This window comes from Luteibacter sp. GL_149 (assembly GCF_057834065.1).
This window is the reverse complement of record NZ_CM174395.1, coordinates 4,075,791-4,099,321: the sequence shown is the minus strand read 5'-3', so window position 1 is coordinate 4,099,321 and position 23,531 is coordinate 4,075,791. Positions and strand designations below refer to the sequence as shown.

General features: G+C 64.7%; 24 protein-coding genes. 12 read left to right on the top strand and 12 right to left on the bottom strand.

What is annotated here, in order from left to right:
- The first annotated feature begins 45 nt into the window (after positions 1-45).
- Positions 46-1,119: an acyltransferase family protein gene (locus AC3IR3_RS18120; RefSeq protein ID WP_489194192.1), complete on the top strand. Its 1,074-nt coding sequence runs from the start codon at positions 46-48 to the stop codon at positions 1,117-1,119.
- Positions 1,120-1,312: 193 nt separating this feature from the next.
- Here AC3IR3_RS18120 and pepQ read toward each other — a convergent pair whose 3' ends face one another.
- The 8 genes from pepQ to rph form a co-directional block, all read right to left on the bottom strand.
- Complete coding sequence (gene pepQ, locus AC3IR3_RS18115) at positions 1,313-2,635, bottom strand: Xaa-Pro dipeptidase (RefSeq protein WP_489194191.1); 1,323 nt, start codon at positions 2,633-2,635, stop codon at positions 1,313-1,315.
- Positions 2,636-2,713: 78 nt separating this feature from the next.
- The gene (locus AC3IR3_RS18110) at positions 2,714-3,331 is read right to left on the bottom strand and encodes a hypothetical protein (RefSeq protein WP_132146340.1); all 618 of its coding nucleotides are present in this window, start codon (positions 3,329-3,331) and stop codon (positions 2,714-2,716) included.
- Between the two features lie 53 nt (positions 3,332-3,384).
- Positions 3,385-3,729 (bottom strand): PilZ domain-containing protein, encoded by a 345-nt coding sequence (locus tag AC3IR3_RS18105; RefSeq protein WP_489194189.1) that lies wholly within the window; start codon positions 3,727-3,729, stop codon positions 3,385-3,387.
- Positions 3,726-5,933: a DUF1631 family protein gene (locus AC3IR3_RS18100; protein ID WP_489194188.1), complete on the bottom strand. Its 2,208-nt coding sequence runs from the start codon at positions 5,931-5,933 to the stop codon at positions 3,726-3,728. Before AC3IR3_RS18100 ends, AC3IR3_RS18105 begins: the two co-directional genes overlap by 4 nt.
- 99 nt (positions 5,934-6,032) lie before the next feature.
- Positions 6,033-7,190: a radical SAM family heme chaperone HemW gene (gene hemW / locus AC3IR3_RS18095; protein WP_489194186.1), complete on the bottom strand. Its 1,158-nt coding sequence runs from the start codon at positions 7,188-7,190 to the stop codon at positions 6,033-6,035.
- Positions 7,190-7,780 (bottom strand): RdgB/HAM1 family non-canonical purine NTP pyrophosphatase, encoded by a 591-nt coding sequence (gene rdgB / locus AC3IR3_RS18090; protein ID WP_489194184.1) that lies wholly within the window; start codon positions 7,778-7,780, stop codon positions 7,190-7,192. The genes hemW and rdgB overlap by 1 nt, the downstream gene beginning before the upstream one ends.
- Positions 7,781-7,784: 4 nt before the next feature.
- Positions 7,785-8,294 (bottom strand): GNAT family N-acetyltransferase, encoded by a 510-nt coding sequence (locus AC3IR3_RS18085; protein ID WP_489194182.1) that lies wholly within the window; start codon positions 8,292-8,294, stop codon positions 7,785-7,787.
- Entirely contained in the window at positions 8,294-9,022 is a 729-nt protein-coding gene (rph, locus tag AC3IR3_RS18080; RefSeq protein ID WP_132146358.1) for a ribonuclease PH, read from the bottom strand. Before rph ends, AC3IR3_RS18085 begins: the two co-directional genes overlap by 1 nt.
- Positions 9,023-9,099: 77 nt before the next feature.
- Here rph and AC3IR3_RS18075 point away from each other — a divergent pair, with 77 nt between their 5' ends.
- Positions 9,100-9,963, top strand: coding sequence for a YicC/YloC family endoribonuclease (locus AC3IR3_RS18075; protein ID WP_489194181.1), 864 nt, complete (start codon positions 9,100-9,102; stop codon positions 9,961-9,963).
- A gap of 98 nt (positions 9,964-10,061) precedes the next feature.
- On the opposite strand, the gene AC3IR3_RS18070 is transcribed toward AC3IR3_RS18075, so the two are convergent.
- The gene (locus tag AC3IR3_RS18070; RefSeq protein ID WP_489194179.1) at positions 10,062-10,763 is read right to left on the bottom strand and encodes a lysozyme inhibitor LprI family protein; all 702 of its coding nucleotides are present in this window, start codon (positions 10,761-10,763) and stop codon (positions 10,062-10,064) included.
- 38 nt (positions 10,764-10,801) lie between these two features.
- On the bottom strand, positions 10,802-12,061 hold the full coding sequence (locus AC3IR3_RS18065; RefSeq protein ID WP_489194177.1) for a hypothetical protein: 1,260 nt from the start codon (positions 12,059-12,061) through the stop codon (positions 10,802-10,804).
- Between the two features lie 244 nt (positions 12,062-12,305).
- Between AC3IR3_RS18065 and gmk the strand changes: the two genes are divergently transcribed.
- From gmk to AC3IR3_RS18035, 6 genes are all read left to right on the top strand, one after another.
- Positions 12,306-12,923 carry a guanylate kinase gene (gmk, locus tag AC3IR3_RS18060; protein ID WP_489194175.1) on the top strand — a complete coding sequence of 206 codons (618 nt, stop codon included), beginning with the start codon at positions 12,306-12,308 and terminating at the stop codon, positions 12,921-12,923.
- Positions 12,924-13,001: 78 nt separating this feature from the next.
- Complete coding sequence (locus tag AC3IR3_RS18055; RefSeq protein ID WP_132146412.1) at positions 13,002-13,835, top strand: ABC transporter ATP-binding protein; 834 nt, start codon at positions 13,002-13,004, stop codon at positions 13,833-13,835.
- Positions 13,832-14,602, top strand: a complete 771-nt coding sequence (mlaE, locus tag AC3IR3_RS18050; RefSeq protein ID WP_132146415.1) for a lipid asymmetry maintenance ABC transporter permease subunit MlaE — start codon at positions 13,832-13,834, stop codon at positions 14,600-14,602. Before AC3IR3_RS18055 ends, mlaE begins: the two co-directional genes overlap by 4 nt.
- Before the next feature lie 61 nt (positions 14,603-14,663).
- Complete coding sequence (gene mlaD / locus AC3IR3_RS18045; protein WP_489194173.1) at positions 14,664-15,539, top strand: outer membrane lipid asymmetry maintenance protein MlaD; 876 nt, start codon at positions 14,664-14,666, stop codon at positions 15,537-15,539.
- A gap of 25 nt (positions 15,540-15,564) precedes the next feature.
- Positions 15,565-16,233 (top strand): MlaC/ttg2D family ABC transporter substrate-binding protein, encoded by a 669-nt coding sequence (locus AC3IR3_RS18040; RefSeq protein ID WP_489194171.1) that lies wholly within the window; start codon positions 15,565-15,567, stop codon positions 16,231-16,233.
- On the top strand, positions 16,230-16,526 hold the full coding sequence (locus tag AC3IR3_RS18035) for an STAS domain-containing protein (RefSeq protein ID WP_489194170.1): 297 nt from the start codon (positions 16,230-16,232) through the stop codon (positions 16,524-16,526). The genes AC3IR3_RS18040 and AC3IR3_RS18035 overlap by 4 nt, the downstream gene beginning before the upstream one ends.
- A gap of 188 nt (positions 16,527-16,714) precedes the next feature.
- Here the strand turns inward: AC3IR3_RS18035 and AC3IR3_RS18030 are convergent, their stop codons facing one another.
- Positions 16,715-17,533 carry an MlaA family lipoprotein gene (locus AC3IR3_RS18030; RefSeq protein ID WP_489194169.1) on the bottom strand — a complete coding sequence of 273 codons (819 nt, stop codon included), beginning with the start codon at positions 17,531-17,533 and terminating at the stop codon, positions 16,715-16,717.
- 178 nt (positions 17,534-17,711) lie between these two features.
- Between AC3IR3_RS18030 and rpoZ the strand changes: the two genes are divergently transcribed.
- From rpoZ to recG, 4 genes are all read left to right on the top strand, one after another.
- Positions 17,712-18,002: a DNA-directed RNA polymerase subunit omega gene (gene rpoZ / locus AC3IR3_RS18025; RefSeq protein WP_132146430.1), complete on the top strand. Its 291-nt coding sequence runs from the start codon at positions 17,712-17,714 to the stop codon at positions 18,000-18,002.
- Positions 18,003-18,123: 121 nt separating this feature from the next.
- A complete protein-coding gene (locus AC3IR3_RS18020; protein ID WP_489194166.1) occupies positions 18,124-20,289 on the top strand; it encodes a RelA/SpoT family protein in 2,166 nt (721 codons plus the stop codon).
- A gap of 240 nt (positions 20,290-20,529) precedes the next feature.
- Positions 20,530-20,913, top strand: coding sequence for a RidA family protein (locus AC3IR3_RS18015; protein ID WP_489194164.1), 384 nt, complete (start codon positions 20,530-20,532; stop codon positions 20,911-20,913).
- A 7-nt stretch (positions 20,914-20,920) separates the two neighbouring features.
- Positions 20,921-23,029 (top strand): ATP-dependent DNA helicase RecG, encoded by a 2,109-nt coding sequence (recG, locus tag AC3IR3_RS18010; RefSeq protein WP_489196963.1) that lies wholly within the window; start codon positions 20,921-20,923, stop codon positions 23,027-23,029.
- A gap of 39 nt (positions 23,030-23,068) precedes the next feature.
- Here recG and AC3IR3_RS18005 read toward each other — a convergent pair whose 3' ends face one another.
- On the bottom strand, positions 23,069-23,482 hold the full coding sequence (locus AC3IR3_RS18005; protein ID WP_489194163.1) for a hypothetical protein: 414 nt from the start codon (positions 23,480-23,482) through the stop codon (positions 23,069-23,071).
- Between the last annotated feature and the right edge of the window lie 49 nt (positions 23,483-23,531).

Sequence of the window (23,531 nt, the reverse complement as noted above, 5' to 3'; positions counted from 1 at the left end):
CGCGAGCTAACCTATCTCATTCCATGACCCGAAGATTGTCTGTCCATGATCGATCGTGCTGTGCGCTACGCCTCAGTCGACGCCCTGCGCGGTCTTACCGTGGCAGCCATGTTGCTGGTGAACGACCCGGGCGACTGGGGTCACGTTTATCGGCTGCTGGAACATTCGGAGTGGAACGGCTGCACGCCGACCGATCTGATTTTTCCGATCTTCCTCTTCATCGTCGGCGTATCGATCACACTGGCGATCGTGCCGAAGCTGGAAGCGGGTGCCGATCGCGCACCCATCCGCCGTGCCGCGCTCTGGCGTGCTTCGCGCATCGTCGGGTTAGGGCTTTTACTCAATGTCGCCGCGTGGATCGCGATACCCGACGGCCATCTGCGTTTGCCCGGCGTGCTCCAGCGGATCGGGCTGTGTTTCGCGGCAGCGGCCATGCTCGCCATCTATACCCGGCCGCGTACGCAGTGGTTGCTGGCTGCGGTGCTGCTGCTGGGCTATGCGTTGTTGCTGTGGGCGGGCGGCTCGCTCGAGCCCTGGTCGAACATCGTCAGCCGGTTCGATAGTGCGGTGCTGGGTCACTTCGTCTATGTGACCGATCCGGCGAGCGGCCGTGGGCACGATCCCGAAGGATGGCTGAGCACCATTCCCTCGCTGGCGACGACCCTGCTCGGACTTCGTGCCGGCGACTGGCTGCGTCGCGGCAATTTGCGTGCGTTGCTGGCTGGGGCGGTCGTTGCGCTGATCGCGGGTTGGTGTGCCTCGTTCTGGCTGCCGATCAACAAGAATCTGTGGACGTCGTCGTACGTCCTGTGGACCGGCGGGTGGGCGATGCTGGCGCTCGCGGCGGCGCACGTACTGATCGACCGTCGCGGCTGGCCCGCGGTCGGCAGGGCGTTCGGCGTCAATGCCATTGCGGCGTACGCGGGTTCGGGCCTGATGGTTTATCTGCTGATCGGGCTGGGCATCGACGGCCCGCTGTACCAGCACGTTTTCGCCGGCTGGATGACGCCGCGCTTCGGACCGTACGTGCCGTCGGTGGCGTATGGGCTGGCATTTGTCGCCGTGTGGTGGATCGTGGTGCGGGGGATGGATGCGCGGAAGATCTATCTGAAAGTGTGACGCGCGCCGATTTGCAGGAGCCCGCAAGCGGGCTTGTGCCAAGCAAAATATCTAATGACGGTGCGAAAGCCAACAGGGCGAGGAGGGCGGATGCTCACCTTCGCGAGCCCGGTCTACGGGCTGCGGATGTCACACATGGCATCTACGCTACGTTGGCTTTCGCCCGCAAGCGGGCTCCTACAAGAAACGTGGGTTACAGCTGCGCGAATGCATCCCGCGTCATGTTTTCCGGCTCGCCGTCCGTGCACACCACATCGTCTTCGATGCGGATGCCGCCGTACTGGCGGAACGAGTCGACCTTCGCCCAGTCGATGTCGCCGGCGAACGGCTTGTTCTTCAGTTCGGCCAGCAGCATGTCGATGAAATAGATACCCGGCTCGATCGTGACGACCATGCCCGCTTCCAGGCGACGCGTCAGGCGCAGGAAGGGGTGGCCTTCGGGCCTGGCGATCGTGCCGCCCGTTTCCGATGCCTGGAACCCTCCGACGTCGTGCACCTGCATACCGATGCCATGACCCAGGCCGTGCGGCAGGAATGCGGACGTAACGCCCGACTCCACGGCGCTTTCGGCGCTCATGCGGATAAAGCCATGCTCGCGCAGCACGCCAGCGAGCACGTGGTGGGCATGGACGTGCAGTTCGGGATAGCTCTGTCCTGCACGCACGCGCGCGACGAAACCACGCTGGGCGACATCGACGGAGTCGATCAGGGCCTGGAATTCGCCGGCATCCGCGCTGGCATAGGTGCGCGTGATGTCGCTGGCGTAACCGCTGGCGCTGGCGCCCGCATCGATCAGGAACGAACGGCCGCGCGCGGGTGCCGAGCGATCGAAGTTCGTGTAATGCAGCACGGCGCCATGCTCATTGAGACTGACGATGCTGGCATAAGGCAGTTCGGCGTCGGTCTGGACCACGGCCTTCAGATACGCCATATGGATGCCGAACTCGCTTTCGCCGGCGCGGAACGCCTGCTCGGCGGCGCGATGGCCGCGCGTGCCGCGACGGCTGGCCTCGCGCATCAGTTCCAGTTCGTACGGGGTCTTATAGGCGCGGTGATAGTGCAGATGATCGATCACGGCCTGCGGGTTGTTCGGACGGACGTCCTGCAGGGCGCAGTGATCGTCGCCGATGATCGCGCTCCGGGCCGTGCCCGAGGGCAGCTCGGCGATGGCATCGGCCGGCTTGCGTACGATGACGATGTCGAAGTCATCGACCCAGTAGCCGGTCGGCGCTTCGGGCACTACGTGCCAGTAGTCGCGCGGCTGCAGGAAAATCAGTTTCGGCTTTTCGCCCGGTGTATAGACCAGCCAGCTGCCCGGCGCATCGGTCAGCGGGAGCCAGTGCTTGAAATGCGGGTTGACGATGAACGGGTAGTCCAGGTCGTCGAGGAATTTGGTGATCGGCCGGCCCGCGGGCACCACTAAGTGGTCGAAGCCACCGCGCGCCAGGGCGGTGTCGGTGCGCTCGCGCAGCGTGGCAAGGTGCTGGGGATATAGCGCGGCAAGCGTATCGATCATGGCTGACTCCGGGGGAAGTGGGCGAAAGGCAAAGAGCTAATGGTGCGCCTCCCGGCCGCCGGAGCCAAGCGTCCGGGGCTAGCCCCGGCTGAAAATCACGGTGTATTCGCCGGCCAGATCGCCCAGTTGGTGGCGCAGAGCGAAGCTGGCATGGGTACCTCCGGAATGGATCAGTTCGCGCAGTTGCCGCCCATGCAACGAGATGCCGAAGTGCCCCACGGCGAAATCGTGCCGGGGCGAACGCCATGTCGTGAGCGGCGTCCAGGTGGCGCAGGCGGGGCAGGCCACATAGGCGGAATCGGGCGTGTCGCACCAGACGGCAAGCGCTTCTTCCAGCGCTTCGCTGCCTTCGTCGCCCAGCGAGAGATCGTAATGGCAGTCGGGACATTGCACGACGAAGCCGCCATCGTAGCGACAGAAAATCCCGTTTTCCCGACCGCCGTCGACCAGCCGGGCGCCACCCCGGTCGTCGGCGACCCATCGATGGCCATTCGCGTGGATGGTCACGGCATGGATGCCGGTCCCGGTTCCCGCGAGCCGGTCGTCCAGCGTCCTGAATCTCGGCGACACCTCGTCGCTCGGCTGCGCGCCAAGCGTGCCGTCGCCTACCAGCCGGCGATAGAGGTCCATCGCGGCGGCGGCAGCGTCTTCGCGTTCGAGCTGGGTGTCCACGAGGATCGTGGTGTCGTCGGTCATGGCGCTATACGTAACATCAGGCGCGCCATGGTGCGCGCGCGAGTGCGCCCGGTCTAGTCCGTCGCCGGGCCGATCCACTCGTCGATGGCGCGGATATCGTCTTCGCTGGCCGCCACGATGCGGAAGCCCGACCAGAACTGGCCTTGCGTGGCGGCGGGTTCGTTCCATTGTTCCTGTATGCCGATCTCGACCCGGTGCTCGCGATGCTGGGTATCGCGCAGCGCGAAGGCGACCTGGTAAATGCCGGCCATGCGCGGCGCTTCGAGTCCGATGAGCATCATTCCCGTGGCGGAAAGATTGCCCAGCTGGCCGACGACGCGATCGGTCATGACGTCGACCACGGGCATGGGCGATGTGGCGCGTTTTCGCGGTGCGCGACGCTGTTCGAGTTCGTTCATGCGGAGTCCGCCAAGGAATCGGTACGCAGGCCCGCCCTGCGGAGGTTGCGCGCCACGGCCGCCCAGGCGCGATCGATGAAGGACGCGCGCCGGTCGGTCCATTCCTTTGCTTCGCCACTGGCGACGAGACGTGCGAGCCGGGTCAGGTCGATGTCGTCGCAGCGCACGCCGCGCGCATTCACGAAGAGACAGCGTCCCGTCGCCGGCGAGAACCAGGCGAGTTTGCGGTGCGTGGCCGTGCCATCGGCATAGCGGAATTCGAACCAGGTGCCGAAGCGAAGATCCGCGAAGCCGTCGTAAATGCGTTTGGACCGCGGGTCCAGCGGTGTCGGACGAACATCCGGCGCGGGCTCGTGTCCGGAGACGCTGCTTTCGCCCAGGCGCGGCCGTTGTTTCAGCCGCATGGCAACATCGGTAGGCGTCAGCCGTTCGGCATTCCCCGTGGGCGCGTCGGGCGTTTCCAGAAGGCCGCGCGCTACCTGCGACGCCTCGTCCCGATGCATGCCGAGGTGTTCCAGCCCGGCTTCGACATCCGTGCGCAGGCGCTCGGCATCGACGACCGGGTGCCGGCCAAGCAGCTGATCGGTGACATCGAGGCAGGCGGCGAAGGCTTCGCCGGTTTCTCCGCCGCGCAGGATGTGCAGCGCGAGCACGTCGGACCAGGTACGTTCCAGCAGGATGCGCAGCACACCGCGCGGCGCGGCCGGCCCGAAACCCAGGCGTTCGCGCATCAGTTCGCCGGCGCGACGCCGCGCCCGATCCAGGCGGTCGCGTCCTTCCATCGTTTCGATCTGTCGACGTTCGGCGACATGCGCCTTGCGCTTCAGCTGCGCGACCTGTTGTTCGATATCGGCGCGCCAGGCCGGATCGATGACCTGGCCCTGTCCGGCGTCGAGGACAAGACGTTCGAGACGGTCGACCAGCCCGCGGTCGGCTTCGCCGTCGGCGGGATCGAGCCAGTCGTGGGCCGCTTCCGCGACGGTGTCCAGAAGTTGACGCGCGGGATGTTCCCGCTGGTCGAAGAAACCGCGATCGTTCACGGCCGCCCGCAGGATCGGCCATTGCAGACCGCCCAGTACCGAGCGGCCGGCGCCGTGCGTCTGCAGTTCGCGCGCCAGATTCTCGAACAGCATCGCGGTCAGTTCGACGGTATCGCCGTGTTCCGGCGTCAGTTCGGCGGGCGCCGAACCGGCCGGGCGAACACTGTCGAGCTGGGCGAGCAATTCGTCGCGCAGTCGCTGGGCGCTGCGGATTTCGCGCGACGCCTTGTCGGCGACATCGGTCAGATGGCCTTGCAAGGCCGAAAGCGCCGTCTGCAGTTCGTCGTCGGTCGCCAGGCGAGCTTGTGTCGCTACCGGTGCATGGCCGTGTTGCGCGCGTTGTGCGAGCAGATCGCGCAGGCTTTCCAGTACGCCGATGTTCTGACGGGTTACCGCATCCGCGAGGGGCGTATGCGCGTTATCGCCCGGCGCCGCGGTTTCCGTGATGCGTGCTCGTGGCGTGGATGCCACGCGCGCATGCGGAAAAATACGAAACCCGGCGAGAATGCCGCGTGTCTTGTAGTACTCGTTGAGTGCGCCGTAGAGCGAATCCGCCGCGGTTATCAGACGACTGTCGACAGCCTGGAAAAGCAGGATTCTGTGTGCGGCCGACAGCTCGATCGGCTCGGCCGCGACGCGCAGGGCGGCGGCAAGAGCGCGCGGGCCGACCGGCAACGCGTCGCCTTCCAGCGGTGGCGTGCCCGCCAGAACGGCCATGCGATAGCCCAGTTCGAAAAGTGTGCTCGCGTTGCGTGCCTCGCCACGCGCCGCGATGCTGGCCAGCGCGTCGCCCTGTTCCTGTTCGACGGGGTCGACGAGGCTCAGGGCCAGGTGCTCGGTGGGAGCGGTGTGTTCTTCGGGCGTATCGCCCAGGGAACGGAAACGCTGCACTACGTACGCTGCGAAGCGTTCCTGGAAGCCACCGGCTTCACGCTGGATGGCGGCGCGGCTGTCGAAGCATGCCTGCTGATCGAGATGGTCGCGGATGCTCTCGGCCCGGGAAAACAGGCGCTGATCGAAGTCGCGCAACGATTCGCGCAATGGCATCTGCAACCAGTGCAGGCACAGGCTCAGTCCTTCGCCGACCTCGTGTTCCGCGCGCGCGGAAAGAGCGACCCGGGTCGCCCGTTGCCTGTAAGAAGGGGCCTGCGGCTCTGCGCTCATGACATTAAAGGTCCTCCCCGACCTTCAATGCAGTCTAAGGGCGTCGCCGTAGGCGCGCCAGCGCGACCCGCATCCACCATCCGGCCTAGACCGGACCGGTTAGTGCATGAACGCGCCGATGACGTCGTTGAGGAATCGTTGGCCGAGCGCCGTGGTATGCAGCGCTTCCGGATCGTTCTGGAGCCAGCCCCGGGCGACGCATGCGGCGATATCCGTGGCGATGGTGTCCGCCGGCAGGCCCGTGCGTTGCGCAAAATCGGCAAGCGGCACGCCGTCGATCAGACGTAGCGCGTTGAGCATGTATTCGAAGGGCAGGTCGGATGCGTCGATGACGGTGTCGCCGCCGATCCGTTCGGGTTGTCCCGGCGTTTGCAGATACGCGTTCGGATGGCGCGTCTTCCAGCGCCGGCGTACGCCGTTCGCATCGCTGATCTTTCCGTGCGCACCGGCGCCGATGCCGAGGTAATCGCCGAAGCGCCAGTAGTTGAGATTGTGCGCGCAGCGTCGATCCGGCCGGGCATAAGCCGAGATTTCATACTGGCCGTAACCTGCCGCGGCGAGCCGCGCCTCGCAGGCTTCCTGGATCGCCCATGCGTCGTCGTCGTCGGGCAGCGGCGGCGGATTGGCCGCGAATGCCGTGTTCGGCTCCAGCGTGAGCTGGTAATGCGAGATATGCGTGGGCGCGAGTGCGATGGCGCGCTCGACATCGTTCAGTGCGCCATCCAGCGTTTGTTTCGGCAACGCGTACATCAGGTCGAGATTGATGTTGTCGTAACCGGCATCCTGCGCCTTGCGAACCGCGTCGGCTGCTTCATCCGAGGAATGGATGCGTCCGAGGCGACGCAATGCGTCGTCGTCGAAACTTTGTACGCCGAAGGAAATGCGGTTCACGCCAGCGGCGAGATAACCGTCGAAACGACCGTGCTCGACCGTGCCGGGATTGGTTTCCAGCGTCACTTCGGCGGCATCGACGAAAGGCAGACGTTCGCGCGCGCCATCGAGGAAGCGCGCGACTAGTTCCGGGGAGAACAGGCTTGGCGTACCGCCGCCAAAGAAAACCGTTTCGATCGGACGGCCTTCCACAGCTTCGCCGAAGTCGCGAAGATCGGTATCCAGATCGGCCAGCAGCGCGGCGATGTAATCGTCGTAAGGCGGCGCACCGCGCAGCCCGTGCGAATTGAAATCGCAGTAAGGACACTTCTTTACGCACCACGGCATGTGGACGTAAAGCGAAAGCGGCGGCGGCCGGAGGATCATCAGAATTCCGCGAAGCGCGCGCGAAGGGTCTCGAGCGCCTGGCCACGATGGCTCAGCCGGTTCTTGGTGGCCGGATCGAGTTCGGCGGCGCTGACGTCGTGGCCGTCGGGAAGGAAGAGCGGGTCGTAACCGAAGCCCTGTTCGCCGCGCGGCGCTTCGAGGATGCGGCCATGCCAGCGTCCTTCGGCGATCAGCGGCGCCGGATCGTCGGCATGGCGCAGCAGGACCAGTACGGCGATGAAGTACGCGCGACGGAATTCGGGTTGTACGCCGTCGAGTTCGCGTAGCAGCTTTGCGTTATTCGCCGCGTTGTCGCCATGCGTGCCGGCGTAGCGGGCCGCGTAAAGTCCCGGGGCGCCCCCGAGCGCGTCGACGCAGATGCCGGAGTCGTCGGCCAGCGCGGGAAAACCCGTGACGCGCGCTGCGTGACGCGCCTTGATCAGCGCGTTCTCGACGAAGGTCAGGCCCGTTTCGTCGGCGTCGGAAACGCCGAGCGAGGACTGGGTGACCAGGTCGATGCCGCTGCCATCGAGCAGTTGGTTTAGTTCGGCCACTTTGCCGGCATTGCTGGAACCCAGGACGATACGCATGCGATTACGTTCCGAGCGAGGCGAATTCGGGCGCGTACTCGACGCGTCCGCGATAGTCGCCGAGACCGTCGACTGTCAGCGGCATGACCTGGAATGCGTTGCCGCCTTCGTAGGCGTCGTGCAGGTCGTGCGCGGACGCTTTACCGAAACCGAAGCCCGAGTAATACACCGGCGAGCCGAGCACGAAGATCGCACGCGCATTCGCGACGAAGCAGGCGCCGATGCCTTCTTCGATCAACAAGCGGCCGATGCCCTGGCGCTGGAGTTCGGGCAACACGCCGACTGGCGCGAGGCCGAGCGATTTGCCGTCGTCGCCGTGTTCGATCGTCACGGGCGAAAACAGCACATGGCCCACGATGGCGCCGTCGTCGTCGGCCACCAGCGAAACGGTGGCCCGGCCGGCTTCATGGAGAAGAATCGCGAGATTCGCCTCGCCATCGCGACCGAACGCGGCGCGGTGTACCGCGGCGATGCCTTCGAGGTCGTCTGGTGTAGCGGCGCGGATATCGACCATTACGGCAGTTCCAGTGCGGCGCGCTGGGCGACGACCAGTTCGGTGACGCCCTTGCCGGCCAGTTCGAGCAGCGCGTCGAGTTCGTCGCGACGGAAGGCATGGCCTTCGGCGGTGCCCTGCAGCTCGATGAAGCCGCCGCCGTCGTTCATGACAACGTTCATGTCGGTATCGCAGTTCGCGTCCTCGGCGTAGTCGAGGTCGAGTACCGGCATGCCCTGGTAGATGCCGACCGAGACGGCCGCCACGGCGCCGAGGATCGGATTGCGCTTGATGGCGCCGCGCTTGGTCAGCGTGGCGACGGCATCCACCAGTGCGACGTACGCACCGGTGATAGCGGCGGTACGGGTGCCGCCATCGGCCTGGATCACGTCGCAATCGAGCGTGATGACACGCTCGCCGAGGGCGGCGCGGTCGACGCAGGCGCGCAGCGAGCGGCCGATCAGACGCTGGATTTCCATGGTGCGACCGCCCTGGCCGCCGCGCGCGGCTTCGCGCTGAGTGCGGTCGGAGGTGGCGCGGGGGAGCATGCCGTACTCGGCCGTGACCCAGCCCTCACCCTTGCCGCGCAGCCAGGGTGGCACGCGTTCTTCGATGCTGGCCGTGCACAGGACGCGGGTGTCGCCGAAGGAGACCAGGACGGAACCCTCCGCGTGGCGGGTGTAGTGGCGCTCGATGGTGACGGCGCGCAGCTGGTCGGCGGCGCGTCCGCTGGGTCGGGAGACGGTCATAGGAATGGCTTGAGTTGGGGCGGCGGGTGGGAAAGTTTACCATTGCCACCTTTCCCTCCGTGCAAGCAGGCTTCCCGATGATTCGCAGCATGACCGCCTACGCCTCCGCGGAGCACGCCGGCCCTTCCGGGTCCCTGACCTGCGAACTGCGCACGGTGAACCACCGTTACCTCGAAATCAGCCCCCGGCTGCCCGAGGACATGCGCAACTTCGAAGGCGCGCTGCGCGAGCGGATCGCCAGCCGCCTGTCGCGCGGCAAGGTCGACGTAACCGTGCGCCTGCGCAGCGAGGGCCTGGCCGCCGATACCCTCAAGATCAACGGCTCGGTGCTGGCGCGTCTGTCCGAGCTGGCGCTGGACATGGAGGCGCGGTTTCCGCGCATGTCGATCGAATTCACCGAACTGCTGCGTTTTCCGGGCGTGCTCCAGCAGACGGAAACCGATACCGACGCGTTGCAGGCGGCGCTGATGGACGTTCTCGACCGCGCGCTGGTCGCGCTGGCCGATACCCGCGGCCGCGAAGGCCAGAAGCTGGGGGAGATGATCGCCGAGCGCCTGGACCAGATCGAACGCATTGTCGGCGACGTGCGCGGCTGGCTGCCGGAGATCCGCACCGCCCTGCGCGCCCGCCTGGAAACGCGGCTGGCCGATGTGCGCCAGCCGGTCGAACCGGGCCGGCTGGAGCAGGAACTGGTACTCCAGATCACCCGGGTCGACGTCGACGAAGAGCTGGATCGCCTGAAAACCCATATTTTCGAGGCCCGCCGCGTGCTGGCGTTGAAGGAGCCGGTGGGTCGCCGCCTGGACTTCCTGATGCAGGAGTTCAACCGCGAAGCCAATACGCTGGGCTCCAAGTCCATCGACTCGCGCACGACCAATGCCGCGGTTGAGCTCAAGGTGCTGATCGAGCAGATGCGCGAGCAGGTTCAGAATATTGAGTAATGTTCAAGGTCGTCCGAACTGGTATGACTTTTCCTGGAATCCACTTCAGGTCGGAACCGGACCCTCAATGAGGGGTCTGCGACCGACATGCGGATGTCTCATCGGCTTTCGTCGATGAGTAGGTACGGCTTGCCGTGCTCCCGTTGGATTGTGCCCGACCACCATGCGAAGGGCTTCTGATGGCACAGGGTCTCGATCTGTGCCTGCTCCAGTTGGGCGAAGCGCACCGGTAGGATGGCACCCTTGTGTTGAATGCGGCCGTCGAGCGATGTCGCGTAGCGGATGTCGCAGGCATCCAACTGCAAGGAGCCGAACGCCTTGACCTTGCGCCTCTCGTAAGGTTCGGCGAACTGGTTAATGTAGGCTGGTTCGACGAAACGATAGCTCGCCACGGTGGTCATCAGCGCCTCGTGGGTGGGCACCAGGTGCTCGAGCAAGCTGGCCCTTTCCTCCATTTGCCTGGCGAGGCAGCTGCGGACATCCGGGAACTCGCCGGTCGCCGGGACATTGGCGCAATTGTTGCGCTCGACCAGCCAGAGTTTCTGACCGGCGACGAAGCTGCCGGCATCCACGCCTTTAAAGGCCGCTCGCAAGCGGCCGAAGGCGACTGCGATCCGCCGATCCGCTTCCAGCAATTCGGGACGCGAGCAGATCGATGCTTCCACACCCTGGCCGGCGTGCGAACAGGCTATGCCGCCCGGCGCTTCCTCGGCGACCGCCCTGGGCGACGCGAGAGATAAGCAGAGCCCGAACGCTGCCAGCAGCGAGGTGAGAATGGATATGGGATTCGATCGAAGCATGGGCAAGCAAGATTCCTGGTTGAGCCGGTACTGCAAAATCAGTGCGCGTATCCTATGGGCAAGCCGTGGTCGGGCTGCGGATTGTCCGGCCCATAACCGGGATAGCCGAGACGTTTCAGGCCTTCCGGCGTCAGCTGTTCGATAGAGAGCCGCGGCGCCGGCACGTCATCGTTCTCCGGCATGCCCAGGTCGAGATGTCCATCGAGCCGATTTACAACGTACACGCCGTCCTCGACATGGAGCAGCGCATCCGGCGCGGAGACTCCGGTTGCGGGGCCGCGCAGCCGATGTTCGTCGCCCGAGCCGTCCTCGACGATCCACGCGTTGGCGCGCACGGTCGCCGGACAGCCGTCCCGCGTGACGCCGGGCAGCAAGACATTGGCCCATAGCGCCACGAAAATGAGCCGCCGCTTGTCGTCCACGCCAGCGAGCTGCCACATCCGGGCGGCATCGGCACCGCTGCGGGTATAGTCGTCCAGGGTTGCCTCCGCCAGATTGGCGATCGGCGCGAACTGCACGTCGCGGCCGGACATGCCCGGCTGCCGGCATTGCCGCCCATAGGCAGCGCGCGCGGAAGCATCGGCCAGTTGCGCGCGCGTCTCGTCCACCAGGGCCTGGCGAACCATCGGCCATAGTTTTTGCCGCAAGGCGGAGATCCGGTTGCCCGGCATGAGGTCTTCCAACGGTCGGAAGGGCTGGACGCTGGCATGCGAGGAGGTGCTGACCGGAATCGCCGGGTCGCCTGAGAAGCCCGAGGTCGTTAGTTTGCCGCAGTCGACGGTGGTCGCCGCCAGCGACAGCTCGCGCACCGGAACCTCGGTCGGCACGCCATCCGCGCTGTCCTGAAAGGCGGCTGTAGCATCTCGCGTGTCGGTCCGGTATGCGCCGCAGTACCAGGTCAGGCCATGCAGCCCCTGTGCGTTGAATCCAAACTTCCCTTCGGCGACCGCAAGGCGGCACGCGGCGCGCGTGTCCGGCTTATCCGCGGCACAGCGCGAAAGCGCCTTGCCGTAAGCATCCATAGCCTCCTCGCGCAGCGGTGCGCCGACGCCGGCGAACCGCCCATCGCGAAGAAACCCCCATGGTCGCAGTGCCGACAGCGGCTGTGTGATGCGCGCGCCAGGCCCCGGCGGGTCCTGGCTATCGCTGAAGGGCATGCCGGATCGCAGGCGCGCCGGAAAGGCGCCGGGAACGTATTCGCCCAGCCAGATCGCACCATCGCGAGCCGGCGTGGCTGGATACGATGGCGCTGCGATGGTGGCCGTGGCGAGTATGCATGCCAGTGCCACTCGCTTCATTCGAGACTCGTTGCAGTTGCCGGATGGGTCCGCATGGACGGGCGACCCATGCGATCTTCGCAGTACCCTGCTTGCCCTGAACTTCATAGCCATCCCCCGATGCCACTGTCTTGCGTTGCAGTGCGATTTAGTGAATGTACTTCGGGTTTAGGTGCAATATCGAGCGAGAGGGCAGGGAAGCCGCTACCCCGCTATAATCCATGGCCACCCACGAAACCCGACCCCGGATAGTGCGGAATATCGAATGATCGAAGGCACCCTTTTCGTGGTCGCAGCCCCCTCGGGCGCCGGCAAATCCACGCTGGTCAACGCGCTGCTCGACTGCGAGCCGGATATTTCGCTGTCCATCTCCCATACGACGCGGCCGCCGCGCGTGGGCGAGGAATACGGCCGGCACTATTACTTCGTCGAGCGCACCGAGTTCGAGCGCGAGATCGCCGAGGACATCTTTCTCGAGCATGCCGAGGTCCACGGCAACCTGTACGGCACGTCGCGCACGGTAGTGCACGACAAGCTCGGGTCGGGTGCCGATGTCCTGCTGGAAATCGACTGGCAGGGGGCCCGTCAGGTGCGCGCCCGCAAACCCGACTGTGTCAGCGTGTTCATCCTGCCGCCCTCGCGTCCGGAGCTGGAACGCCGCCTGCGTGGACGGGGTTCGGACGCACCGGAAGTCATCGAACGCCGGCTGTTCAACTCGCGCGAGGAAATCGCGCATGCCAACGAATTCGACTACATCATCATCAACGATCGCTTCGAGGACGCCCTGGGCGACCTGCGCTCCATCGTGCATGCGGTGCGCAAACGCGCACCGTTGCAGTGGCGCCGCCACGAATCGCTGATCGAGGAACTGCTTGCGCCCTGACCTGTCCCATCACCGGCCGGATAGCTTGCCCGGACGGCTTCCGCTACTTTGTCCTCTTGCCATGCGAATGACCTGCCCATGACCGACCCCGTCAGTTCCCGTTCCGACGACACGATCGTCCGCGTGCGCGGGCTCACCACGGTCCTGAACGGCAAGACGATCTTCGATTCGCTGGATCTCGATATTCCGCGCGGCAAGATCACGGCCATCATGGGCCCCAGCGGCACGGGCAAGACGACATTGCTCAAGCACATCACGGGCCAGATGCGCGGCGATCGCGGCGAGGTGTCCGTCGATGGCCAGAACGTGCCGGATCTGTCCCGCGAGAACCTGTTCCGTCTGCGCGAGCGCATCGGTTACCTGTTCCAGAATTCGGCCTTGCTGACCGATTTCGACGTTTTCGAAAACGTGGCCTTTCCATTGCGCCAGCATACGAAGCTGCCGGAAGTGCTGATTCGCAACATCGTGCTGACCAAGCTGCAGGCCGTGGGTTTGCGCGGTGCGGCGCGGCTGATGCCGACCGAACTTTCCGGCGGCATGGCTCGCCGCGTGGCGCTGGCGCGCGCCATCGTTTTCGACCCGGCGCTGATTCTCTACGACGAACCCTTCGTCGGTCTGGACCCCATCGCCCTGAACCAGGTCCTGAAACTGATCCGCACACTGAACAAGACGCTCGGCATCACCAGCATCCTGGTGGCGCACGAACTGGCCGCCGTGCAGCACGTCGCCGATCACGTATTCCTGATCGCCAACGGCAAGGTCGTGGCTCAGGGCGATGCGGCCACGCTGGCCAACGACGGATCGCCGTGGACGCGGCAGTTCTTCGGCGGCGAAGCGGACGGTCCCGTGCCGTTCCAGTATCCGGCCGGCGATTACGGCACGGCACTCGGTTTCCCCGGAGGTTCCCTATGAGCGCCCGTATGGATCGCGGCGTTGTCACCCAGAGCCTGGCGCAGATCGGCGCATGCGGGCTGTTCCTGCTGACGCTGCTGGCGGCCATTCCGCGCAGCTTCCGCTACGGTCGCGAAACCGTGCGGCAGATCTGGTTCGTGGGTGCGATGAGCCTGACCATCGTGATGACCTGCGGCCTGTTCGTCGGCATGGTGCTGGGGCTGCAGCTGTACGACGTGCTGTCGATCTTCGGCGGTACGTCGGCGACGGGTACGGTCGTGGCCATCGCCATTTACCGCGAACTGGGGCCGGTGGTCACCGCGCTGCTCTTCGCCGGTCGCGCGGGTACGTCGATCACGGCCGAGATCGGCCTGATGCGTGCCACGGACCAGCTCGACGCCATGGAAATGATGGCGGTCGATCCGATCGCCTATGTCGCCGCGCCGCGTTTCCTGGCCGGTATCGTGGCGTTGCCGCTGCTGGGCGTCGTGTTCTGCGCCATGGGCGTGTTCGGTGGACACCTGGTCGGCGTGACCTGGCTCGGCATCGACAACGGCACGTTCTGGTCGAATATGACCGCGACGGTCGACGTCCACAAAGACATCATCAATGGCGTACTGCTCAAGAGCATCGCGTTCGGCATCGTGGTTTCGCTGATCGCCGTGTACCAGGGCTATACCACGCCACCCACGAGCGAAGGCGTCGCCTATGCGACCACCCGCACCGTGGTCGCCTCGTCCATCGCCATTCTGGCGCTGGACTTCGTCCTCACCTCGTTCCTGATCTGAGCGACGGAGACCTCGCCATGACGCTTACCCATCTTCCGTTTTCCCATTCGAGGATCGTGCCGTGACCCAGAGACGTTCCTATGCCGTCGGCACCGGTCTGTTCATCGTGCTTGGCTTCGCCGCGCTCGCCTATCTGGCGACGCAGACCACCTCGGTGGCCAACGCGCGGCAGGGCGACAGCTATACGCTGGAAACCCATTTCGCCAACGTCGGGCAGCTGAAGGCCCGCGCGCCGGTGAAAATCGCCGGCGTCCGCGTCGGTTCGGTACAGGCCATCGACCTCGTTCCGGGCAAGGAAGAGGCGAAGGTCACGCTGTCCATCGACAAGGCACACGAGGACATTCCCGACGATTCCGTCGCGACGATCTTCACCAGCGGCCTGCTCGGCGACCAGTACGTGGGCATCCAGTTCGGTCAGTCGAAGAAGGCGCTTGCCGAAGGTGGCACCATTGGCCTGACCCGTCCGGCGCAGCAGCTGGAAGAGATGATCGGCAAGTTCTTCGGCGGCGGCAGCGCGGCCGATCGCCTGGGCGGTACCTATAAGGTCACCGGCCATTTCACCAACGTCGGCTCGTTGCAGGCCGGCGCGGCCGTGAAAATGTCCGGTGTGCCGATCGGCAGCGTCGATACGGTGGTGATCCAGCCGGGGCATCTCGATGCCTTCGTGACCCTTGCTATCGACAAGCGCTATGCCCAGATACCTGATGACTCGGCAGCGGCGGTGTTCACCAGCGGTTTGATCGGCAGCCAGTATGTTGCGATCCAGCCTGGCGGCTCGCCCGAGTTCCTGAAGGAAGGCGACGAGATGGTCCTTACCCAGTCGGCATTGCAGCTGGAAGACCTGATCGGCAAGTTCCTCGTGAACGGCTCGCCGAGCGACAACAAGAATGGCGCCGGTAAGAGCGGCGGCCAGCCCGATGCATCCTCCGGCAAGTAGAAAGCCGGTACCAGGAGAAGATTCAATGGTGCGTAAACTTACTCTGGCCCTCGCGCTCGCCCTTGGCGGCGCGGTTGCCACTCCTGTCTTCGCGCAGGCACAGGCCACCGCCAGCGCCCAGCAGGCGCCGACGCAGATCGTCCAGGTCATCGCCGATCAGCTGTCGAAGGCCGTCGAAGGCCATCAGAAGGAATTGCAGGCGGATCCCGACAAGATGATCGCCGTCATCGACGACGTTTTCCTGCCGCACTTCGACATCGACTACGCGTCGATCCTGGTGCTTGGCCAGAATGCCTCGAAGGCTACTCCGGCCCAGCGCGAGCGCTTCGCCAAGGCGTTCTACAACTCCATTACGCACCGCTATGCGGAAGGCCTGGTCAACTACACGCGTGGCCGCGTGAAGGTGTTGCCGACCACTGGCGATATGAACGACAAGCGCACCATCGTCCGGACGCAGGTCATGCTCGACGATGGCAAGTCGGTTTCGGTCGACTACGCCTTCCGCAAGAGCAAGTCGGGTGACTGGAAGGCTTTCGATGTGATCATCGAAGGCATTTCCTACGTCACCAACTACCGCAACCAGGTCGATGCGGAAATCAAGAAGGAAGGTCTGGATAAGCTGACGACCGACCTGGAAACCCAGGGCGCCAAGGCCATCGACACCTTGTCGAAGGAAGGCGGTCAGGGCAAGTGAGCGTCGGCGCTTTCTCGCTAGAGACCCGCGCACCGGACACCCTTGCGGTGACCGGTGCGCTGTCGTTCGCCACTGCGGCGGCGGCGCTGGAAGCTGCCACCGCCGAACTGACGCGGGGCGGCCAGACGACGCTGGATCTGGCAGGGGTTACCCATGCCGACAGCGCCGGGCTTGCCTGCCTGCTGGCGGTTCTGGCCAGCGCCCGCTCGCAGGGCCGTACCTTGACGGTGTCGAACGTGCCGGCCGGATTGCATGCCCTGGCGCAGGTCTCCGGCGTAGATCAACTGGTCTGAGCCCGTGTTGTTGTAGGAGCGCTCTCGAGCGTTATCCGACGCGAAGCGGAATGCGAAGGATCGCCGATTCACCCCTTAAACGAAAAACGCCGCCGGTCCGAGAGGACCGGCGGCGTTTTTCGTTTCTTCCTGCGTTTCGCTCCGGCCAGATCGCGCTCGAGAGCGCTCCTGCAAAGAAGCCGGGTCGCTTACGGCTTGTCGTTCTTCTGTTCCCACTTGTGCTGCTCGTCCAGCAGCTTGTCGGGATCGAAGTTTTCTTCGTTCAGGCCCTGCATCTGTTCGATCACTTCCGCTGGCGGATTGCCGTCGTAGATCTGGTACAGGCGCTGCTGGCGGTAGGCGTCGCGCATGAAGACGTACGGATCGTACGCGGAGGCCAGGAAGCTCTCTGCGTCGATGGCGCGTGCGCGCAGGGTTACCAGGTAAAGCACCTGCGGCAGGTACTGCTGGCCGAACTTGTAGTCGTGGTTACGCGCGTAAATGCTGAGCGGGTCGAAGAAGTAGCTGTCGACCGGCAGGCGCCAGACGTCGCGAACCGTGGTCGGGCCGATCAGCGGCAGGACCAGGTAGTCGCCCTCGGGGACGCCCCAGCGAGCCAGGGTCACGCCGAAATCGTTGTCTTCCAGCGGAATACCGAGCTGGCTCGCGGGATCCATGAAGCCAGCCGCACCGATCGTCAGGTTGACCAGGAAGCGCCCGGTACTCTGGACCGCCTGTTTCGGGCGGAACTGGAGCAGGTCGTTGGCCACCGTGATCGGCAGGCGGATATTGGTGTAGAAATCGCTGAACGCGCGACGCACCGGGGGATTGGTGATCTTCCGGTAGCCGACGGCGACCGGGCGGATGACCGCCTTATCGACCGAATCGTTGAAGTTGTACATCGTCCGGTTGAACTTCTGGGCCGGATCGTCCGTACGTGGCTTCGCGATGGTGCAGCCCGCCAGCAGGGCTATCGCCAATAAGGGTAAAGCAGCGCGGAAGGCTTTCGAAATGGCGGTGGCTGGCATTCTGGCGGCTTGAATGGGGGAGGGGGACCACTTTATTGTACCGCGTGGTTCTTTAATTTGCACTGAGGCCGTCCTGGCGAGCGATAACCGGGCATCATACGCCTAGGCCAATTGCCAGCCAACGGCCCGGACCGCTAAACTGCACGGCCAGAAGTGTCTTTATTGTCAAGGATTTGAAATGGCCCGTATTACTGTCGAAGACTGCCTCGAGGTAGTCGACAACCGCTTCGAGCTCGTGCTCATGGCGACGAAGCGCGCCCGCCAGCTGTCGAGGGGCGCGGAGCCGACCATCGATCCGAACAACGACAAGCCCACCGTCCTGTCGCTGCGCGAGATCGCCGAGGGTCGCGTCACCAACGAAATGATTGAGGAAATCGACAAGGCCGCTCGCGAGCGCGCCGAGCGCGAAGCCCTCGAGTGGGCCGCGACCGAAGTTGACGACGACCTCTCGAAGGGCGGAGATGACTGATGGCGCCGGGTCGCTGTCGACCCAGGACTTCATCTAATACCGCACGACATCTCGACGCGCGGCGCGTTTCGCCGCGCGCATCCGGGGAGGCCGTCGCCTGACGGGCGACGCGAGGCCTCCCGTGGAAGTTATCCCCGCCATCGTTCCCGTCGACGACATACCCGTGCCGCCCTATGTGCAGGCACTGGAAGAGCGCGTTGGCGGTTATCTGCCGCACGCGCAGGTCATGCGCATCCGCCGCGCGTATATCGTTGGCGCCGAAGCGCACGCGGGGCAGACGCGTAAGTCGGGTGAGCCGTACATCACGCATCCCGTTGCCGTCGCGCATATCCTGGCCGAGCTCGGCCTCGATGCCGAAACGATCATCGCGGCCATCCTCCACGACACGCTGGAAGACACCAAGCTCGGCCGCGCGGAGCTGGAAAGCGAGTTCGGCGTGGCGGTGGCGGAACTGGTCGACGGCGTCACCAAGCTGGACAAGATGCGCTTCAGCAGCCGGCAGGAAGCCGATGCGGAGAGTTTCCGCAAAATGCTGCTGGCCATGGCGCGCGATCTTCGCGTCATCCTGATCAAGCTGTCCGACCGTCTGCACAATATGCGCACGCTGGGAGCGAAGGACGCCGAATCGCGCCGCCGAATTGCGCGCGAGACGCTGGAAATCTACGCCCCCATCGCGCAACGCCTCGGCATGAACAAGTTCAAGGCCGAGCTGCAGGACCTGGGCTTCCGTGCGCTGTATCCCGACCGCCATCGCGTGATCGGCGAACGCATCCGCGCCGCGCTGGGCAATCGTCGCGAGGCGATGGCGAAGATCGAGATGGCGCTGGAAGCGCGTCTTGCCGCGGAAAAGATTCCCGGTCGCGCGGTCAGCCGGATCAAATCGGCGTGGAGCATCTATTCGAAGATGCGCAACGAGCACAAGACGTTCGCGCAGCTCATGGACGTCTACGGGTTCCGCGTGATTACCGATTCGGCCATGCACTGCTACCAGGCGCTCGGTGCCGTGCATGGTCTGTACAAGCCGGTGGACAGTCGCTTCAAGGACTTCATCGCCATTCCCAAGGCCAACGGCTACCAGTCGCTGCACACGGTATTGCTGGGCCCCTTCGGTGCGCCGATCGAAATCCAGATCCGCACGTCGGAGATGGAGTCGGTCGCCGAGCGCGGCGTGGCGGCGCACTGGGCGTACAAGAGCGATTCGGGTCCCGCGAACAGCGCGCAGGCGCGTGCCCGCGAATGGCTTTCCGCCCTGGCCGATAGCCAGGCCAATACGCCGTCGGCGTCCGAGTTCCTCGAAAACGTAAAGATCGACCTCTTCCCAGACGAGGTTTATCTGTTCACGCCGCGCGGCGAAATCTTCTCGTTGCCGCGCAACGCCACCGCGCTCGACTTCGCCTATGCCGTGCATACCGACGTCGGCGATCACGCCGTCGCCGCGCGTGTCGACAAGAAGCTGGTGCCGCTGCGCACGCGTCTTACCTCGGGTCAGCAGGTCGAAATCATTACCGCGCCGTCCGCTGTGCCGAATCCGGCGTGGCTGGAAGCGGTGGTCACGGGCAAAGCCCGTACGGCGATTCGCCAGTACCTGAAACACCTGCAGCACGAGGACGCGGTCGACTTCGGTCATCGCATGCTCGATCGCGCGCTCGATGCGCGCGGCATGAACCTCGATGCCGTGCCTGCGAAAACACTGGATCGTTTCCTCGAGGAAGCCAAGCTGAAACGGCTCGAGGAACTGCTGTCGGAAATTGCTCTCGGCAATCGCATGCCCGATCAGGTCGCCGCGCAACTGGTCGCCATGCTCGGGCCGCGCGAGGAAGTGGATACGTCCACGCACGTGGCGGAAAAGATTCGCATCAGCGGTGCGGAACGCGGCGTGCTGAGTTTCGGCAACTGCTGCCATCCGTTGCCCGGCGACGAGATCATCGGTTATCTCTCGTCCGGCAAGGGTATCGTCGTCCATCGCGTCGAATGTCCGAACGTGGTCGAGTTCCGCAAGTCGCCAGAACGCTGCGTCGCCATCGAGTGGGGCCGCGACGTTACCGGCGATTACCGCGCCGAACTGCGTATCGAGGTGCTCAATCGTCCCGGTGTGCTCGCGACGGTCGCGGCGGCGATCGCGGCCGCCGAATCGAACATCGAAAATGTCGAATACATCGAGCGCGACAGCACGGCGGCGACGTTGTTGTTCGCGATCGAGGTCAAGAACCGCAAGCATCTGGCCGATGTGATGCGTCGGGTTCGCCGCACGGGCGTCGTCAGTGGCGTGTATCGGCATCCGTTGTAAACAACCCGTCGGTTCGTTTGCCGGGAACCGCTTCCTGTAGGAGCCCGCTTGCGGGCGAGAGCCGACAGGGCGGTGAAGATGTGCGTGACATCCGCAGCCCGTAGATCGGGCTCGCGGATGTGAGCATCCAGCGTCCTCGCCCTGTTGGCTTTCGCCCGCAAGCGCGGCTCCTACACGATGAAAGCGCGAGCGGCTTCTCTCCATTAAACTCGGGCATCACGCCCGCTTCGAGAGCCCCTCATGACCCGCAGCATTATCGCCACCGACAAAGCTCCTTCCGCCATCGGCCCTTACTCGCAGGCGGTACGCGCGGGGCAGACCGTGTATTTCTCCGGTCAGATTCCCCTCGATCCGGCGACCGGCGAACTCGTCACGGGCGATATCGCCGCGCAGACCCGTCGCGTGTTCGACAACCTGACCGCCGTGGCGCAGGCTGCTGGCGGCTCGCTTTCCGACATTGTGCGCGTCGGCATCTACGTCACCGACCTGGGCAATTTCGCCGCGGTCAACGCCGTCATGGCCGACTATTTCCAGCAGCCGTACCCGGCGCGCTCCACCATCGAAGTCTCCGGCCTTCCCAAGGGCGCGCAGGTCGAAGTGGACGCGATCCTCGTCCTGCCCTGATCGATTGATCGCGCGCGTGCCGCCGTCTCCATCCCTGTCCGGCGATCCCGGACACGCGCCGCTCACGTCGCTGGGCGGTGTCGGACCGGCGCTGGCGGAAACGCTCGGGCGACTTGGCCTGCGCGAGGTACAGGACCTCTGGTTCCACCTGCCGCTGCGCTACGAGGACAAAACCCACGTGTTGCCCATCGCCGATTTACGCCCGGGCGATCGGGCGCAGGTCGAAGGGACGGTGGAAGCAGTCGAGCGCGGATTTCGTTATCGCCCGCAGCTGAAGGTCCTTATAAGCGACGAATCCGGGCGTTCGCTGCTGCTGCGGTTTTTTCATTTCCGCAAAGCGCAGATCGACCAGTTCGCCGTCGGTGCGCGCATCCTGTGTTTCGGCGAAGTGCGCTATGGCGCACAGGGACTGGAGATCGTCCATCCGCAGTATCAGCGCATCGAGGCGGACGAAGCGGTCATCGTCGACGAACTGCTGACCCCTATCTATCCGACGACCGAAGGGCTGGGCCCGAAGCGTCTGGCGGGCGTGATCGGCAAGGCGTTGAGCCGCCTGCCTCCGGATGATCGTCTGGAGCTTATTCCCGAGGATATCGGTCGTTCGCTCAACCTGGTCTCGTTGCGCGAAGCGCTGCTATACGTGCACCGGCCGCCCCCGGATACCCATCTGGGCCAGCTCGGCACCGGCCGTCATCCGGCACAGCAACGGCTGGCATTCGAAGAGCTGCTGACCCAGCACCTCACGTTGCGGCGTATGCGTGCTGCTGTGAAGCGGCGTCGCGCACCCGCGCTCAAGAGTGCCGGAACGTTGCGCGATCGTCTTCTGGATGCCTTGCCGTTCGCGCTCACCGGCGCGCAGCATCGAGTCGCGAAAGAAGTCGCACGCGACCTTTCCCGCGCGCATCCGATGCTTCGCCTCGTGCAGGGCGATGTGGGCAGCGGCAAGACCGTCGTCGCGGCGCTGGCGGCGCTGGCCGCCGTCGAAAGCGGTTATCAGGTCGCCCTGATGGCACCGACCGAACTGCTGGCCGAACAGCATCTGCGCAACTTCCGCGCGTGGTTGGAGCCGCTGGGTCTCGAGGTCGTCTGGCTGGCCGGCAAGGTGCAGGGCAGGGCGCGCAAAGCCGCGCTGGAACGCGCCAACGGCGGCGCGCACGTCGTTGTCGGTACGCATGCGTTGATGCAGGAAGGCGTCGCGTTTTCGAAGCTTGGACTTGTCATCGTCGACGAGCAGCATCGTTTCGGGGTGCACCAGCGGCTGGCCTTGCGCGACAAAGGTGCGGAAGCCGATCTCGTGCCGCATCAACTCGTGCTCACCGCTACGCCTATCCCGCGCACGCTGGCCATGAGCGCTTACGCCGATCTCGATGTTTCGTCGATCGACGAACTGCCTCCGGGGCGCACGCCCGTGCATACCATCGCCCTGTCGAACAGCCGTCGCGGCGAAGTGATCGAACGGATCCATGCCGCGTGTGCCGAAGGGCGGCAGGTTTACTGGGTCTGTACTCTGATCGAGGAGTCCGAGCAGTTGAACGCGCAGGCGGCGGAAGTCGCGCATGCCGAACTCACGGCGGCGCTCCCGGACCTGGCGGTGGGACTGATCCATGGGCGTCTTAAGCCGAAGGAAAAGCAGGCCGTCATGGACGCCTTCAAGGCGGGCGAACTGGCGGTACTGGTGGCCACCACGGTGATCGAGGTGGGCGTCGATGTACCTAATGCCAGCCTGATGGTGATCGAAAACAGCGAGCGCCTGGGGCTGGCGCAGCTGCATCAACTGCGTGGCCGCGTCGGGCGCGGTGCCATCGCGTCTAACTGCGTGCTGCTCTATCAGGGGCCATTGTCGAGATTGGCGAAGGAACGATTGCAGGTGATGCGCGAGACGAACGATGGGTTTCGCATCGCCGAGAAAGACCTCGAACTGCGCGGTCCGGGCGAAGTGCTCGGCACGCGGCAGACGGGGCAGTTGCAGTTCCGTATCGCCGACCTGACCCGCGACGCGCATCTGATGCCCGAAGTGCAGCGGGTGGCGGAAGCGATGATGAAAAATCATCCCGCGCGGTGTGAGCGATTGATCGATCGGTGGGTGGGGGATGCTGCGCGGTATGTGCATGCCTGAGCGGCAACGGGAGCCGTTCGCGACGACTCCCGTGTTCAGTCAGGCTTCGCCGCACATCAGGTAAAAATCCTGTACGTCGAATTTGTCGTCTGGATAGTACGGAGAGCGGTATCCGCTTTTGACATTCACGCTGACACGCGTGCTATCGGTTGTCCGAAGTTGTGCCGTATTTTTCAGGGCGCTATCGTTATCGTTGACGATACCGCTGACTGTGCAGACGGGTGCGGTCTGGAAATTTCCGTCGTGAACGCGAAGGTGGTACGTGGATCCGCGAAGAGGATGGCGTTCGATGGTGACGGCGTCGATCCAGCCGCTACCGGCTGTCAAGGTGCCATCCGCCATGATATGTGCCTTGAACAACATGCCGGAGGGCGTCAGCGTGGGGCCGCTGCTCTGCGCGTTCGCGGAAAGTGCGGCAAGAAGGGTGGCAAGGAAGAGCATGGAACGTTTCATGTGGGGTCCTTGTGCAGGAGAGCGGCGTGGCTGTAGGAGTGGCCTGGCC

Bases quoted from the DNA above. Each gene is read 5' to 3' on its own strand.
- AC3IR3_RS18120 (WP_489194192.1), top strand. From the start codon at position 46: ATGATCGATCGTGCTGTGCGCTACGCCTCAGTCGACGCCCTGCGCGGT.
- pepQ (WP_489194191.1), bottom strand. From the start codon at position 2,635: ATGATCGATACGCTTGCCGCGCTATATCCCCAGCACCTTGCCACGCTG.
- AC3IR3_RS18110 (WP_132146340.1), bottom strand. From the start codon at position 3,331: ATGACCGACGACACCACGATCCTCGTGGACACCCAGCTCGAACGCGAA.
- AC3IR3_RS18105 (WP_489194189.1), bottom strand. From the start codon at position 3,729: ATGAACGAACTCGAACAGCGTCGCGCACCGCGAAAACGCGCCACATCG.
- AC3IR3_RS18100 (WP_489194188.1), bottom strand. From the start codon at position 5,933: ATGAGCGCAGAGCCGCAGGCCCCTTCTTACAGGCAACGGGCGACCCGG.
- hemW (WP_489194186.1), bottom strand. From the start codon at position 7,190: ATGATCCTCCGGCCGCCGCCGCTTTCGCTTTACGTCCACATGCCGTGG.
- rdgB (WP_489194184.1), bottom strand. From the start codon at position 7,780: ATGCGTATCGTCCTGGGTTCCAGCAATGCCGGCAAAGTGGCCGAACTA.
- AC3IR3_RS18085 (WP_489194182.1), bottom strand. From the start codon at position 8,294: ATGGTCGATATCCGCGCCGCTACACCAGACGACCTCGAAGGCATCGCC.
- rph (WP_132146358.1), bottom strand. From the start codon at position 9,022: ATGACCGTCTCCCGACCCAGCGGACGCGCCGCCGACCAGCTGCGCGCC.
- AC3IR3_RS18075 (WP_489194181.1), top strand. From the start codon at position 9,100: ATGATTCGCAGCATGACCGCCTACGCCTCCGCGGAGCACGCCGGCCCT.
- AC3IR3_RS18070 (WP_489194179.1), bottom strand. From the start codon at position 10,763: ATGCTTCGATCGAATCCCATATCCATTCTCACCTCGCTGCTGGCAGCG.
- AC3IR3_RS18065 (WP_489194177.1), bottom strand. From the start codon at position 12,061: ATGAAGCGAGTGGCACTGGCATGCATACTCGCCACGGCCACCATCGCA.
- gmk (WP_489194175.1), top strand. From the start codon at position 12,306: ATGATCGAAGGCACCCTTTTCGTGGTCGCAGCCCCCTCGGGCGCCGGC.
- AC3IR3_RS18055 (WP_132146412.1), top strand. From the start codon at position 13,002: ATGACCGACCCCGTCAGTTCCCGTTCCGACGACACGATCGTCCGCGTG.
- mlaE (WP_132146415.1), top strand. From the start codon at position 13,832: ATGAGCGCCCGTATGGATCGCGGCGTTGTCACCCAGAGCCTGGCGCAG.
- AC3IR3_RS18040 (WP_489194171.1), top strand. From the start codon at position 15,565: ATGGTGCGTAAACTTACTCTGGCCCTCGCGCTCGCCCTTGGCGGCGCG.
- AC3IR3_RS18030 (WP_489194169.1), bottom strand. From the start codon at position 17,533: ATGCCAGCCACCGCCATTTCGAAAGCCTTCCGCGCTGCTTTACCCTTA.
- rpoZ (WP_132146430.1), top strand. From the start codon at position 17,712: ATGGCCCGTATTACTGTCGAAGACTGCCTCGAGGTAGTCGACAACCGC.
- AC3IR3_RS18015 (WP_489194164.1), top strand. From the start codon at position 20,530: ATGACCCGCAGCATTATCGCCACCGACAAAGCTCCTTCCGCCATCGGC.
- AC3IR3_RS18005 (WP_489194163.1), bottom strand. From the start codon at position 23,482: ATGAAACGTTCCATGCTCTTCCTTGCCACCCTTCTTGCCGCACTTTCC.